We start from the raw sequence: 12,878 nt of genomic DNA on the forward strand, positions 1-12,878 counted from the left end.
CTGGACAATCCAGCATCCAAAGTGTGAGTAAGGAAGGTTATGGAAGCCTGGATTCAACATCTGTTTACGCAGTCGCTGGAGTACGCGCTGATCGCCGTTGCGCTGGTGACCTTTCTTGAATCGCTGGCCTTTGTTGGCCTGCTGCTGCCGGGCACCGTGATGATGGCCAGCCTGGGCGCGCTGGTTGGCAGCGGACAGATTGGGCTTTATCCCGCCTGGGCGGCGGGCTTTGTGGGTTGTCTGCTGGGCGACTGGATCTCATACGGCATCGGCTGGAAGTTTCAGGGGCCGCTGCACCGCTGGAAATATTTGCAGAAATACAAAGGGCTGCTGGATAAAACCGAGCACGCGCTGCATCAGCACAGCATGTTCACCATTCTGGTCGGACGGTTCGTCGGGCCGACGCGTCCGCTGATCCCGCTGGCGGCCGGCATGCTCGAGCTGCCGGTGCGCAAGTTTCTGCCGCCGAACCTGATTGGCTGCGTGCTGTGGCCGCCGCTCTATTTGCTGCCGGGCATTCTGGCGGGCGTGGCGATCGACGTGCCGAAGGACGCGCAGAGCGGCGCGTTTAAATGGCTGCTACTGCTGGTGGCGCTGCTGGTCTGGCTCGGCTGCTGGCTCGGCTGGCGCTGGTGGCGCAGCGGCAAAAGCCGCGACTGGGCGACGGCGTATCTGCCGCCTGCGCGCCTGCGCTGGCTGGCGCCGCTGGGTATCGCTATCGCGGTCGCCGCCTTCGTGGCGATCCAGTTCCATCCGATGATGCCGCTGTTCCGCCAGCTTTTATGGCAGGTGTTCTTTGCCTGACGCGCGTGCGATGCCGAGCACGTCGGCCTCGCGCGTGACGCCCGACAGCAGCGTCTCGGTGGCGCCGTCCCAGTAGACGCGGCCATCGACGATCACCAGGCTGCGCGGCGCAATCTGCTGCGCATCCTCCAGGCTGTGCGACACCATCAACAGGGTAATCGCTCGCGCCTCGCAGACGCGCCGCACCAGCTGCAGCATCTCGTTGCGCAGCGCCGGATCGAGCGCCGAGAAGGGCTCGTCCAGCAGCAGCACCGGTCGGTCGCGCAGCAGACAGCGCGCCAGCGCCGCGCGCTGCCGCTGGCCGCCGGAGAGCTGGCCCGGCAGGCGCGTCAGCAGGTCGCTTAATCCCACCTGATCGGCAATTTCCTCCAGCTGCCGCCGCTGCGCGGCGTTCAGCTTCAGGCCCGGATGCAGACCCAGCGCCATGTTCTGCTGCACGCTGAGGTGCGGAAACAGATTGTTCTCCTGAAACAGCATCGACACCGGACGCTGCGACGGCACGCTATGGGCGTGATCCGCGCCGTCGATGCGCAGCGCGCCCTGACTCACCGGCAAAAAGCCGGCGATCAGGCTAAGCAGCGTACTTTTGCCCGCGCCGCTGGGGCCGAGCACCGCCAGCCGCTCGCCGCGTTCGGCGCTGAAGCTGAAACGCATCGGCAGATGCTGGTAGAGGTAGGTCAGATTAGTCAGTGTCAGCATGGCGGCCAGGTAATTTTTCCATCAGGGTAAACAGCAGCAGACAGATCGCTAACAGCAGCAGGGCGGTAACCGCGCCGTCCGCGCCGCGATAGGCGCCGGTCTGCTGATAGAGGTAAAAGGGCAGAGTACGGAAGTCTGCGCTGCCGAACAGCGCCACCACGCCGAAGTCGCCGACAGAGAGCACGCAGGCGAAGGCGAGCGCCTGCGCCAGCGGGCGCTTCAGCGCGCGCAGCTCAATGAGCCGCAGCCGGTTCCAGCCAGCGATCCCCAGCGACGCGCACAGGTGCGAATAGCGCTCGGCGCTGTCGCGCATCGGGTTTTCCAGCACCTTTAGCGCATAGGGAATGGCGAGCAGCGCGTTGGCGAAGATCACCAGTCCGTCGGGCGAGTCGGGCAGGCCGGTGGTGGCGTTGAAGAGTAAAAAGAAGCCGGTCGCCAGCACGATGCCCGGCATCGCCAGAATCAGCATGCCGCTGGTCTCCACTACCTGCGCAGGCAGCAGGCGCTGACGCAGGCGCAGCTCGCGGCTGCTCCACAGCAGCATCATGGTAAGCGTGACGCAGAGCACGCCCGCGCCGAGGGCGATACGCAGCGAGGTCAGCGTCGCCTGCCACAGCGCCGGCTGCGCCAGCGCGCCGCCCGAGACGCCGCGCAGCCCGTCAACGATCACCGCCAGCAGCGGCGGCAGCAGCAACAGCAGCGCCAGCGCGATAAGCAGGGCGTCGCCGATGCGCGCGCGCCGGGAATCGTGCGGATCGCGCCAGCCGCGCAGCTGCGCGCTGCCTGCCGGAATCGCCTTGCTGAAGCGCTGGCTCAGCAGCACCAGCGTCAGGCAGAAGGCGAGCTGGATCAGCGCCAGCAGCGCGGCGCGGCCGGGATCGTAGTCGTAGCTCAGCGCCTGAAAGATCGCCAGCTCGATGGTAGTGGCCTGCGGGCCGCCGCCCAGCGAGAGCACGGTCGCGAAGCTGGCGAAACAGAGCATAAAAATCAGCGCCCCGGTCGGCAGCAGCTGACGGCGCAGCCAGGGCCACTCCAGCAGGCGAAATAAGTGCCAGCCGCGCAGTCCGAGCTGGGCGGCGAGCTGGCGCTGTTCGCCTGGAATATTCTCCAGCGTCTGCAGCATCAGGCGCGTCGCCAGCGGCAGGTTGAAAAAGCAGTGCGCCAGCAGAATGCCCTGCAGCCCATAGGGCGAGAAGCGGTAGTCGATGCCGAACAGCTGGCAGAGCTGCGCCAGCCAGCCGACGCGGCCATAGACCGTCAGCAGGCCGAATACCGCCACCAGCACCGGCAGCACCAGCGTCATGGCGCAAAGGCGCAGCAGCAGCTGACGGCCGGGAAAACGCCTGCGGTAGAGGGCGCGCGCCAGCGGGATCGCGGGCAGCAGCGACAGCAGGGCGGAGAGCAACGCCTGGGTGAACGAGAAGCGCACCACGTGGCGCAGATAGCTGTCATGCAGCAGCCCACGCCAGTCGCCTGCCGGCGCGCTGGCCCAGAGCGCGCCGAACGCCAGCAGCGCCACGCCGCACAGCAGCAGCGCGGCGGCGCTGCCCGGCACCATCCACAGCGGGATTAGCGGCTGACGGCGCGTTGCCATGCGTTAATCCACTCTGCGCGCTGCTGCGCCACTTGCTGCGGACTATACTGCAGCGCGGTTTGCGGCACGCTCAGCGTCTGGAAACCCGCCGGCAGCTCGCTTTTAATGACCGGATACATCCAGTTGCCGGTCGGGATGGCGTTCTGGAAGGCGGGCGTCAGCATAAACTGCATAAACTGCTGCGCCAGCTTCGGCTGCTTGCTGCCAGCGAGCTGCGCGGCGACCTCAACCTGCAAATAGTGGCCTTCTGCAAACGGCGCGGCGGCGTAGTTCTCTTTTTTCTCTTCGATCAGGTGATAGGCGGGCGAGGTGGTATAGCTCAGCACCAGATCGCCTTCGCCTTTCAGGAACAGGCCGTAGGCTTCGCTCCAGCCCTTGGTCACGGTAACGGTTTTCTGCGCCAGCTTCTGCCAGGCCTGCGGCGCGCTGTCGCCGTAGACTTTCTGCATCCAGAGCAGCAGGCCCAGACCCGGCGTGCTGGTGCGCGGATCTTCATAGATCACGCGCCATTTTTCCGGGCTTTCCACCAGCTCTTTCAGGCTGGTCGGCGGGTTTTTAAGGCGCGTTTTGTCATAAACGAAGGCGAAGTAGCCGTAGTCGAAGGGCACGAAGGTTTGATCCTGCCAGCCGCCCGGCAGCGTCAGGCTATGAAAATCGACCTCGCTTTTGGCGAACAGGCCGGTCTGCTGCGCCGCCTGCAGCAGATTATTGTCGAGGCCGAGCACCACGTCGGCCTTGCTGTTCTTGCCTTCCATACGCACGCGGTTCAGCAGCGAGACGCCATCTTCCAGCGCCACATAGCGCAGTTCGCAGCCGCACTGCGCTTCAAAGGCTTTTTTCACCGCCGGGCCGGGGCCCCATTCGGCGGAGAAGGAGTCGTAGGTGTAGACGGTCAGGGCAGGTTTTGCCGCCAGCGCCGGCACGGACAGCAACATCAGCAGAGGGAGAATCTGTTTAACCACTTTGCGCTCCAGGGGAGAGTTGTTATGAGTCGCAAAGGATCTGAGCGTAGCAGCCTCTCAAATCCCTACGTCGGTATTAACCGAATCAGGTTCGACGGGTTTTTCTCAGCCTTTCGCAGGCACCCCGTTGAGAACGGCTCATTCTAGACATTTCGCCGCCAGGGGGAAAGCGTCACAGCGTCGGCGGCGCGAACCAGGCGGATTTAAAGTCGAACCAGCCGAGCGTATTGAGCCGCACGCCGCGCATGCTGCGCTGACCTTCCAGCAGCAGCCAGTGATGAAACAGCGGATGCAAACCGTCCGCGTCGAGCAGCCGCTTGCTCCATTCGGCGAGCGGCAGCGCTTTGCGCCGCCAGCGCGCGGCGTCCTCTTCCCAGTCGAGCGGCAAACAGTGATGCAGCAGCGGGATCTCGTAGAGCTGGGCAAACAGCGCATACTCCAGCGGCAGAGTGAAGTTGACGCTGCCGAGCCAGACGTCGCTTTCCGCCTCGCCCTGATGCCAGGTTTCATAGTCGACCGCGCGGGTAATCAGCCGCACGTTGTGCGCAGCCAGCAGCGGGCGCAGCGCGCTGGCGATGCCCTCATGCTCGACATGCTGGCTGTACCAGGTCAGCGTCAGGCTCTCCAGACCGGGCGGCCTGGTCGCCGGCGTCAGGTCGCGACGGTGGTGCCAGCGCGGCAGCAGGCCGTAAGCGGGATACCAGTAGCGCTGATAGCCGGCCTCGGCATAGTTGAGCAGCGCGATGGGATTCAGCAAATGGCAGAGCCAGCGCCGGACGTCGGCATCGCGTCCCAGGGCGGAGCGCTGATCGAACAGAAGAAAATAGCAGCCCTCTTCAAGGCGGCTCTCTTCCGACTTTTCATCCTCGGCGGCGCCCTGGAGACGCACGCCGGAGTAGACCAGTTCGTCGCTGATCTCCGGCAGTACCCAGATTGAGACGTCGTCGATCAGCGCGCGAAAACCGAAATAGTCGTCAAACGCCTCGATCTTCAGCTGACTCTGCTGGTTGCGCACCACGCGATAGGGGCCGGTGCCGACGGGATGTCGCGCGAAGTCGCGCATCTGCGGCCATTCGCGCGGCAGAATCATGGCGCTGACGCTGCCGAGCAGCCAAGGCAGCCAGTCGTCCGGTTCGCTGAGATGGAGATCCAGCGTCCAGGAGGCAGGCGAATCGATGCGTCGAATATGGGAGAAGAGCGGCAGCGGGCGCAGGCGTTCCAGGCTCGACGTGACGTCCGCCATCTCCAGCTCGCGGCCGTGATGAAAGCGGATCGCCGGGCGCAGGTAAAAACGCCAGTGCAGCGGCGATATCGCCTGCCAGTGATGGGCGATATCCGCCTCGACTTCCCCATTTTCCTCATTTATGCGCGTCAGGCCGTTAAAAATTTGCCGCGCCAGATGCGTTTCGGAGCGGCGCAGCGGCGAGCCGGGCAGCAGGTTAAGCAGCGGGCGATAGTAGAGCACGCGCAGAATATGTTTGCCCTGGCGGAAGCTGCGGCCGAGATGGGCGCGGATCATCTGGCGTACTTCCGCCTTATCGCCGACCAGCTGCACCAGTTGATCGATACGATCCTGCGCCAGCAGATCCTCGGCGCGCTGCTGCTGCAGCGCCAGCCCGGTGTAGCAGAAGCTGAGCTGCGAGCGCTTGCCGCGTCCCGCCTCGGCCTGCCAGGTGAGCCAGCCCGCCTCCTGCATCGCATTCAGCAGGTTGCGCATATGGCGACGCGAGCAGTGCAGCCGTTCGGCCAGCTCGCTGAGCGTGACCAGCTGGCTTTCCCCCCGGCAGCTTTGCCACAGGCGAATGAACTGCTGTTTAAGGCGTGATGAGGACATAAAAGAGGAACTCCCTGTGAAAAGCGCTCAGTTTTTCCTGCCTCATATTAAGGGCAAACTTAGCGCTATTGGAAGAGCGGGAGGCATTCCGCCTGGAATGGCGCTCGACCATGATGCCGCTGCGGCGGGATCTTTTCTGAGTAGGGTGCAATTACACCGCCAGCAGAGATTTTCCTGCTGGCTTTTTTCTGTTGCGCTAGAATCCTTTCTCCTGTTTTTCCTGCTCTCGCCACCGCAAAGGGATGTCGCTATGAAGTCGCTGTTAACCCGGAAGCGCCGTATTAATCCGGTCTTTCTCGCCTTTATGGCCGCCTCTTTTATGATCGGCGTCGCCGGCGCGCTGCAGGCGCCGACGCTGAGTCTGTTTCTGACGCGCGAGGTGCAGGCGCGTCCCCTGTGGGTCGGACTCTTTTTTACCGTCAACGCCATCGCGGGCATCGTGGTCAGCATGCTGGTGGCGAAGCGCTCCGACAGCCGCGGCGATCGTCGTACGCTGATCCTCTTTTGCTGCGCGATGGCGTTTTGCAACGCGCTGCTGTTCGCCTTTACCCGCCACTACCTGACGCTGATTACCCTTGGCGTGCTGCTCTCGGCGCTGGCTAGCGTATCGATGCCGCAGATTTTCGCGCTGGCGCGCGAGTATGCTGACCAGTCGGCGCGGGAAGCGGTGATGTTCAGCTCGGTGATGCGCGCGCAGCTTTCGCTCGCCTGGGTGATCGGCCCGCCGCTGTCGTTCGCGCTGGCGCTTAACTTCGGCTTCGTGACGCTTTTTCTGGTGGCGGCCGCGCTGTTTCTGGTCTGCATCCTGTTGATCAAGTTCACCTTGCCGTCGGTGCCGCGCGCCGAGCCGCTGATGAGGAGCGGCGGCATGCCGCTGAGCGGCTGGCGCGACCGCGACGTGCGCCTGCTGTTTATCGCCTCGGTAACGATGTGGACCTGCAATACCATGTATATCATTGATATGCCGCTCTATATCAGCGTCACGCTTGGCCTGCCGGAGAAGCTGGCGGGTTTGCTGATGGGGACGGCGGCCGGGCTGGAGATCCCTGTGATGCTGCTGGCCGGACACTACGCGAAGCGCGTCGGCAAGCGCAACCTGATGCTGATTGCGGTGGCGGCGGGCGTTCTGTTTTACGCCGGGCTGGCGATGTTCGCCTCGCAGACGGCACTGATGGCGCTGCAGCTGTTTAACGCGGTGTTTATCGGCATTATCGCCGGCATCGGCATGCTGTGGTTTCAGGATCTGATGCCGGGCCGGCCGGGCGCGGCGACCACGATGTTCACCAACTCTATTTCGACCGGGATGATTCTGGCAGGCGTGATTCAGGGGACGCTGAGCGAGCGCTTCGGGCATATTGCGGTGTACTGGCTGGCGCTGGGACTGGCCGTCGCGGCGTTCGCCATGTCGGCGCGCGTGAAGAACGTCTAAGAGGGCACTGTTTTTCTTACAGGCAGCGCTAAAGCTTAAAGCGCGGGTGGCTGGGTCCGAAGAGCAAAGCGTCCCGCACCATGGATGGTGCGGGCCGAGCGAGCAGGGATGCGTTTAGCGACTTTGCGATCGGACCCTGCCACACGCGTTAGCTCCCAATCTGCAAACAGCTATGCCTTAATTCAGAAACGCAGGCTGGCGCTGTTCGTAATCGGTAATCGCCGCTTCGTGCTGCAGCGTCAGGCCAATGCTGTCGAGGCCGTTCAGCATGCAGTGACGACGAAAGCTATCGATCTCGAACGAGTAGACTTTGTCGCCCGCCGTCACCGTCTGCGCTTCCAGATCGACGGTAAAGCGGATGCCCGGCTGCGCCGCCACCAGCTTAAACATCTCGTCCACCTGCTCGTCGCTGAGGCGCACCGGCAGCAGCTGGTTGTTAAAGCTGTTGCCGTAAAAAATGTCGGCGAAGCTCGGCGCAATCACCACGTGGAAACCAAAATCGGTCAGCGCCCAGGGCGCGTGCTCGCGCGAGGAGCCGCAGCCGAAGTTTTCGCGCGCCAGCAGAATGCTGGTGCCCTGAAACTCAGGCTTGTTCAGCATAAAGCTGGCGGTCGGCACGGTGCCGGCGTCGTCATCAAAGCGCCAGTCGTGAAACAGATGGGCGCCAAAGCCGGTGCGCGTCACCTTCTGCAGAAACTGCTTGGGAATAATGGCGTCGGTGTCGACGTTCGCCGCGTCCAGCGGGGCGACGATGCCGGTATGCTGAGTAAATTTATTCGCCATGATTATGCTCCTGTCAGTTCACGGATATCGGCAAAGTGGCCGGAAACCGCGGCGGCGGCAGCCATCGCCGGGCTGACCAGATGAGTACGTCCGCCGCGGCCCTGACGACCTTCAAAGTTACGGTTGCTGGTCGAGGCGCAGCGCTCGCCTGGATTCAGGCGGTCATTGTTCATTGCCAGGCACATCGAGCAGCCCGGCAGACGCCATTCGAAACCAGCTTCGAGGAAAATTTTGTCCAGACCTTCCGCTTCCGCCTGCGCTTTTACCGGGCCGGAGCCAGGCACCACCATCGCCACCACGCCCGGCGCGACCTTGCGTCCTTTAGCAATAGCCGCCGCGGCGCGCAGATCCTCGATACGCGAGTTGGTGCAGGAGCCGATAAATACCTTATCGATCGCCACGTCAGTCAGGCGAATGCCCGGCTGCAGGTTCATATAGGCCAGCGCCTTCTCGGCTGAGGCGCGCTCGACCGGATCGGCAAACGAGGCCGGGTTCGGGATCAGCTCATCCACGGCGATCACCTGGCCCGGGTTGGTGCCCCAGGTCACCTGCGGCGCGATATCGGCAGCGTTCAGCGTTACCACCGCGTCGTAGTGCGCGCCTGCGTCCGACTTAAGGGTGCGCCAGTATTCTACCGCCTGCTCCCACTTCTCGCCCTGCGGCGCGAACTGACGGCCTTTCAGGTAGTTGAAGGTAGTATCGTCCGGCGCGACCAGGCCTGCCTTGGCGCCCATCTCGATCGCCATATTGCACAGCGTCATGCGACCTTCCATGCTCAGAGCTTCGATAGCCGGACCGCAGAACTCGACCACATGGCCGGTGCCGCCTGCGCTGCCGGTTTTGCCGATGATCGCCAGCACGATATCCTTCGCGGTGATGCCCGGCGCGGCGTCGCCCAGCACTTCGATTTTCATGGTCTTCGCGCGACCCTGCTTCAGCGTCTGGGTCGCAAAAACATGCTCGACTTCCGAGGTGCCGATGCCGAAAGCCAGCGAACCGAACGCGCCGTGCGTGGCAGTGTGCGAATCGCCGCAGACGATGGTCATGCCCGGCAGCGTCATGCCTTGCTCTGGCCCGATGACGTGCACGATGCCCTGAAACGGGTGATTCAGATCGTAGAGCTGCACGCCGAACTCGGCGCAGTTCTTCATCAGCTCCTGCATCTGGATGCGCGCCATCTCGCCGGAGGCGTTGATATCTTTGGTCTGGGTCGAAACGTTATGGTCCATGGTGGCGAACGTCTTCGACGGCTGACGCACCTTGCGGCCGTGGGCGCGCAGACCGTCGAAAGCCTGCGGCGACGTCACCTCATGGATCAGGTGACGATCGATATAGAGCAGCGGCGTCTCGTCAGGCGCTTCGTGAACGACATGTGCATCAAATAACTTCTGGTATAAAGTTTTCATTATTTTATTTTTCCTCGGCGATAAAGCGGGCAATCACGCTGCCCATCTCATCCGTGGTGACGGCGGGGCCGTCACCGGCCAAATCTCGGGTACGGTAGCCTTCTTCCAGCGCGCGGCTGACGGCGCGCTCAATGCTGTCGGCGGCGGCATCCGCATTCAGGCTGTAACGCAGCAGCAGCGACAGCGACAGGATCTGCGCCACCGGGTTCGCGATATTCTGTCCGGCGATATCTGGCGCGGAGCCGCCCGCCGGCTCATACAGACCGAAACTCTCTTCATTCAGGCTGGCTGACGGCAGCATGCCCATCGAGCCGGTGATCATCGCGCACTCGTCAGAGAGAATGTCGCCAAACAGATTGGAGCAGAGCAGCACGTCGAACTGCGACGGATCTTTAATCAGCTGCATAGTGGCGTTATCGATATACATATGGCTCAGCTGCACGTCGGGGTAATCCTGCGCCACTTCATTGACGATTTCGCGCCACATCACCGAGGTCTGCAGCACGTTGGCTTTATCGATCGAGGTGACTTTATTGCGACGCTTGCGCGCCGACTCAAAGGCGATGCGGGCGATGCGTTCAATCTCGAAACGGTGATAAACCTCGGTGTCGAAGGCGCGCTCATGCGGGCCGCTGCCTTCACGACCTTTCGGCTGGCCGAAATAGATACCGCCAGTCAGCTCGCGCACGCACAGAATATCGAAACCCTTCGCGGCGATATCGGCGCGCAGCGGACAAAAGGCCTCCAGCCCCTGGTAGAGCGCGGCGGGACGCAGGTTGCTGAACAGCCTGAAATGCTTGCGCAGCGGCAGCAGCGCGCCGCGTTCCGGCTGCGCGGCGGGCGGCAGATGCTCCCATTTGGGGCCGCCGACCGAGCCGAACAGAATCGCGTCGGCCTGCTCGCAGCCCGCGACGGTGGCGGGCGGCAGCGGTTCGCCGTGGCGGTCGATGGCGATGCCGCCGACGTCATACTCGCTGGTGGTGATGCGCATATCAAAGCGGTGACGAATGGCGTCCAGCACTTTCAGGGCCTGCGCCATGACTTCCGGGCCGATGCCGTCGCCGGGCAATACTGCGATATGAGAAGAGGTAGACATAGTTACACCGTTTCCTTCTGAAATTTGCGCTGCAATTCTTTTTCGACTTCTTTGGCGCGCCAGATATTGTTCAGCGCGTTCACCATCGCCTTCGCGGAGGATTCGACGATATCGGTCGCCAGACCCACGCCGTGGAATTTGCGGCCGTTATAGTTGACCACGATATCCACCTGGCCCAGCGCGTTCTCGCCGTGCCCTTTCGCCGTTAACTTGTAGTTCACCAGCTCGGCTTCGAAGCCGGTAATGCGGTTGATCGCCTGGTAAACTGCGTCGACCGGGCCGTTGCCGGTGGCGGCGTCTGCTTTGGTCTCTTCACCGCAGCCCAGCTGCACCGACGCGGTCGCCGTGACGCTGGAGCCGGTCTGCACGTTGAATTCGTTCAGCTGGAAATGTTCCGGCTCTTCATGCTGTTTATTGATAAAGGCCAGCGCTTCCAGATCGTAATCGAACACCTGGCCTTTCTTGTCGGCCAGCTTCAGGAAGGCGTCATACAGCGCGTCCAGGCTGTAGTCGCTCTCTTTGTAGCCCATCTCTTCCATGCGGTGTTTCACCGCGGCGCGGCCGGAGCGCGAGGTCAGGTTCAGCTGGATTTTGTGCAGGCCGATCGACTCCGGCGTCAGAATTTCGTAGTTTTCGCGGTTTTTCAGCACGCCGTCCTGATGGATGCCGGAGGAGTGGGCGAAGGCGTTAGAGCCGACCACCGCCTTGTTCGCCGGGATCGGCATATTGCAGATCTGGCTGACCATCTGGCTGGTGCGGTAGATTTCCTGATGCTGGATGTTGGTATGCACGTTCAGGATCTGCTGGCGAGTTTTGATCGCCATGATGACCTCTTCCAGCGCGCAGTTGCCAGCGCGCTCGCCCAGACCGTTCAGCGTGCCTTCCACCTGGCGCGCGCCCGCCTGGACGGCAGCCAGCGCGTTGCCGGTCGCCATGCCTAAATCGTCATGGGTGTGCACCGACAGAATCGCTTTGTCGATATTGGGCACGCGATTGATCAGCTGGCTGATAATGCTGGCGTATTCGCCCGGCAGGGTGTAGCCCACGGTGTCCGGGATGTTGATGGTGGTGGCGCCGGCGTTGATCGCCGCCTCTACCACGCGACACAGATCGTCGATCGGCGTGCGGCCGCCATCTTCGCAAGAGAACTCGACGTCGCTGGTATAGTTGCGCGCGCGCTTTACCATGTGCACCGCGCGCTCGATCACCTCAGGCAGGGTGCTGCGCAGTTTGGTGGCGATATGCATCGGCGAGGTGGCGATGAAGGTGTGGATACGATAGGCCTCCGCCACGCGCAGCGCTTCATAAGCGGCGTCGATGTCTTTCTCGACGCAGCGCGCCAGCCCGCAGACGCGGCTGTTTTTAATGGTGCGCGCGATGGTCTGTACGGATTCAAAGTCGCCCGGTGACGAGACCGGAAAACCGACTTCCATCACGTCGACGCCCATGCGCTCCAGCGCCAGTGCGATCTGCAATTTTTCTTTCACACTCAGGCTGGCCTGTAATGCCTGCTCACCGTCGCGCAGAGTGGTATCGAAAATAATGACTTGCTGGCTCATCGTATTCTTCCTTATGCGTTAACTTCACCGTGCAACGAGCATAAAAAAACCCGCGCAAGGCGCGGGTTTTTAACTTTCAGCAGGTTCGAATCAGTGTTTGATTCTGCCCACGAGTCTACCGCGCAAACTGAATGCGTTAAGTAGTAGACCGAGTAGGCGGAATGAATGAAACATGGATTCGAACCTCGTAAAATTTTGTGCTGCACATATTGGTACTGGAATCGTGACGGGATGTCAACCATAAGTAAAAGGGTATTTTCGGCGGACGTTAAGGAAATAATTCTGCGATTTCGCGCCAGATCAGTGGAACAGACAATGAGCGGAGAAATGGCGTGCAAAAGAGGCGGCGCGTCGCGATAATTTTGATTTATGTTTTTGATTTTATGGTGTTTTTAAGGGTTTTTACGCCCGCTGACGCAGAACTGTTTTACCGCTGCGCGGCAGAACATTGTCGTGCATCGCCTTTATTTCAGAGTTAATAACGCCAGAAATGAATTTCGCAGGAAAATTGTGGGCTGACGCAGGCGGAATTAATTTTTTATTATTTCTTATAACCCGCTGAAAATGATTTCGTCTTCAGCATTTTCTTCTGCCTAACTTCCGATGAATTAGATAATTCCTCGCGCGCTTAACTTATCGCGCAGAGGCTTTACGGCCGGCTTAACGATAAGCGCAGACTCTGACGTTTGCCTGCCAGGTTTTCTACGGTTAT

General features: G+C 61.7%; 11 protein-coding genes and 1 riboswitch. Of the genes, 2 read left to right on the plus strand and 9 right to left on the minus strand.

Features of this window, described 5'->3' with window-relative positions; translation table 11 throughout:
• Nucleotides 1-39: 39 nt before the first annotated feature.
• Nucleotides 40-804 (plus strand): DedA family protein, encoded by a 765-nt coding sequence (locus B3229_RS13655; RefSeq protein WP_033793467.1) that lies wholly within the window; start codon nucleotides 40-42, stop codon nucleotides 802-804.
• Here the strand turns inward: B3229_RS13655 and thiQ are convergent.
• From thiQ to sgrR, 4 genes are all read right to left on the minus strand, one after another.
• Nucleotides 781-1,503: a thiamine ABC transporter ATP-binding protein ThiQ gene (gene thiQ / locus B3229_RS13660; RefSeq protein ID WP_286871501.1), complete on the minus strand. Its 723-nt coding sequence runs from the start codon at nucleotides 1,501-1,503 to the stop codon at nucleotides 781-783. The two genes, B3229_RS13655 and thiQ, sit on opposite strands and share 24 nt — an antisense overlap.
• Nucleotides 1,487-3,097 (minus strand): thiamine/thiamine pyrophosphate ABC transporter permease ThiP, encoded by a 1,611-nt coding sequence (thiP, locus tag B3229_RS13665; RefSeq protein ID WP_286871503.1) that lies wholly within the window; start codon nucleotides 3,095-3,097, stop codon nucleotides 1,487-1,489. Before thiP ends, thiQ begins: the two co-directional genes overlap by 17 nt.
• Entirely contained in the window at nucleotides 3,073-4,059 is a 987-nt protein-coding gene (thiB, locus tag B3229_RS13670) for a thiamine ABC transporter substrate binding subunit (protein ID WP_286871505.1), read from the minus strand. Before thiB ends, thiP begins: the two co-directional genes overlap by 25 nt.
• 44 nt (nucleotides 4,060-4,103) lie before the next feature.
• Nucleotides 4,104-4,196: riboswitch (TPP riboswitch) on the minus strand.
• Nucleotides 4,197-4,231: 35 nt separating this feature from the next.
• On the minus strand, nucleotides 4,232-5,893 hold the full coding sequence (sgrR, locus tag B3229_RS13675; protein WP_286871506.1) for an HTH-type transcriptional regulator SgrR: 1,662 nt from the start codon (nucleotides 5,891-5,893) through the stop codon (nucleotides 4,232-4,234).
• 250 nt (nucleotides 5,894-6,143) lie between these two features.
• Here sgrR and B3229_RS13680 point away from each other — a divergent pair, with 250 nt between their 5' ends.
• On the plus strand, nucleotides 6,144-7,322 hold the full coding sequence (locus tag B3229_RS13680; RefSeq protein ID WP_048785139.1) for an MFS transporter: 1,179 nt from the start codon (nucleotides 6,144-6,146) through the stop codon (nucleotides 7,320-7,322).
• Nucleotides 7,323-7,499: 177 nt separating this feature from the next.
• On the opposite strand, the gene leuD is transcribed toward B3229_RS13680, so the two are convergent.
• From leuD to leuL, 5 genes are all read right to left on the minus strand, one after another.
• Nucleotides 7,500-8,105: a 3-isopropylmalate dehydratase small subunit gene (leuD, locus tag B3229_RS13685; protein ID WP_286871507.1), complete on the minus strand. Its 606-nt coding sequence runs from the start codon at nucleotides 8,103-8,105 to the stop codon at nucleotides 7,500-7,502.
• 2 nt (nucleotides 8,106-8,107) lie between these two features.
• A complete protein-coding gene (gene leuC, locus B3229_RS13690; protein WP_286871509.1) occupies nucleotides 8,108-9,511 on the minus strand; it encodes a 3-isopropylmalate dehydratase large subunit in 1,404 nt (467 codons plus the stop codon).
• Nucleotides 9,512-9,515: 4 nt separating this feature from the next.
• Nucleotides 9,516-10,607 (minus strand): 3-isopropylmalate dehydrogenase, encoded by a 1,092-nt coding sequence (gene leuB / locus B3229_RS13695; protein ID WP_048785145.1) that lies wholly within the window; start codon nucleotides 10,605-10,607, stop codon nucleotides 9,516-9,518.
• Between the two features lie 2 nt (nucleotides 10,608-10,609).
• A complete protein-coding gene (leuA, locus tag B3229_RS13700) occupies nucleotides 10,610-12,166 on the minus strand; it encodes a 2-isopropylmalate synthase (RefSeq protein WP_048785147.1) in 1,557 nt (518 codons plus the stop codon).
• 90 nt (nucleotides 12,167-12,256) lie between these two features.
• A complete protein-coding gene (gene leuL / locus B3229_RS21300) occupies nucleotides 12,257-12,340 on the minus strand; it encodes a leu operon leader peptide (RefSeq protein ID WP_127908400.1) in 84 nt (27 codons plus the stop codon).
• Nucleotides 12,341-12,878: the final 538 nt, after the last annotated feature.

This window comes from Pantoea sp. UBA5035 (assembly GCF_002415245.1).
Classification (GTDB): Bacteria; Pseudomonadota; Gammaproteobacteria; order Enterobacterales; family Enterobacteriaceae; genus Pantoea; species Pantoea septica.